Origin of the sequence: Vibrio sp. Vb0888 (genome assembly GCF_033338835.1) — a bacterium.
Lineage (GTDB): Bacteria > Pseudomonadota > Gammaproteobacteria > Enterobacterales > Vibrionaceae > Vibrio > Vibrio alginolyticus.
In genome coordinates this window covers 1-1,050 of the sequence record NZ_JAWOTL010000328.1, presented here as the reverse complement: position 1 = coordinate 1,050, position 1,050 = coordinate 1, and the positions used below count along the sequence as shown (strand labels likewise).

The window sequence follows — 1,050 nt, the reverse complement described above, 5'->3', positions numbered from 1 at the left end:
GATGGCACCGGTAAGTCGAGCTCCATTGGCAATATGGTGCCAACCAAGCAAGCAACCGTCGCAAGCAGAGAAGAAAGCAATACAAAGCGTCCCATTCGCTTGGTTAGCAACCGAGCTGTCGCACCAGGCATCAATAACAGCGCACCCACTAACACGGCACCAATGATCTTCACTGCGGCGATCGTCACTAAAGTGATCATCATGACGAATAGGTAATCGTAAAAGCTGGTATTGAAGCCACGCACGCGAGCAATATCTGGGCTGATACACGTGAGCAAAATGCGATTAAATGTCGGAATCAGCAGCAGCAGGATGATCAAGCAGCTCACTGCAAGCAACGTGATGTCTCTATCGGTCACCGTCAAAATCGAACCAAACAGTACGTTTTCCAGCATGTGTATGTTGATCTTACGTGCGCCGTACATCAGCAACGCCGCCCCGACCGCCAGAGCTAACGCCAGAAATACCCCGACCAACGTGTCATAAGGTACATTGGTGCGATTTCTCACGAAGTGCAGCAGCAACGCAAAGATCATGCAGAAGCTAAACAACCCTATGATTGGGTTTTCTGGCGGTTCACCAAGTAAAACACCAATAGCGATACCCGTCAGTGCTGCGTGGCCAACTGCTTCGGAGAAAAACGCCAAACGCTTAGCAATCACTAATGTGCCCAGCCCACCGAGTAGCGGCCCCAAAATCAGCGCAGCGACCATCGCGTTCACCATGAAAGCGTACGCAAAGCTGTCGCTCAACCATCCAGCGTCTACACCACTCATCGCCAGTGCTCGTAACCACTCCATTACGCCGCCTCCGCTTTGGTTGTGTAGTGCTTAAATAATGTTTCAATACGATCTGGACTCAAAACATCCGAGTGGTGTCCGGACGCCACAATCTGACGGTTAACAACGTGCACTTCTGCATCTAAGCGACGCACCGCAGTGACATCATGATGAACCGCTAACACCGTTTTGCCCTGCGCGACAACTTCATGTATCAACCCTTCAAGGTAACGCACACCTTGCTCGTCCATCACTGTTGTAGGCTCACCCA

General features: G+C 51.1%; 1 protein-coding gene and 1 pseudogene. Both read right to left on the bottom strand.

The window, feature by feature from the left end:
* The coding region (locus R7P72_RS26015) for a metal ABC transporter permease (RefSeq protein WP_318111138.1) at positions 1–800 on the bottom strand (800 nt) is incomplete at its 3' end.
* Positions 800–1,050 (bottom strand): annotated as a pseudogene (locus tag R7P72_RS26010) (metal ABC transporter ATP-binding protein); the annotation flags it as partial. The gene R7P72_RS26015 and the pseudogene R7P72_RS26010, both read right to left, overlap by 1 nt.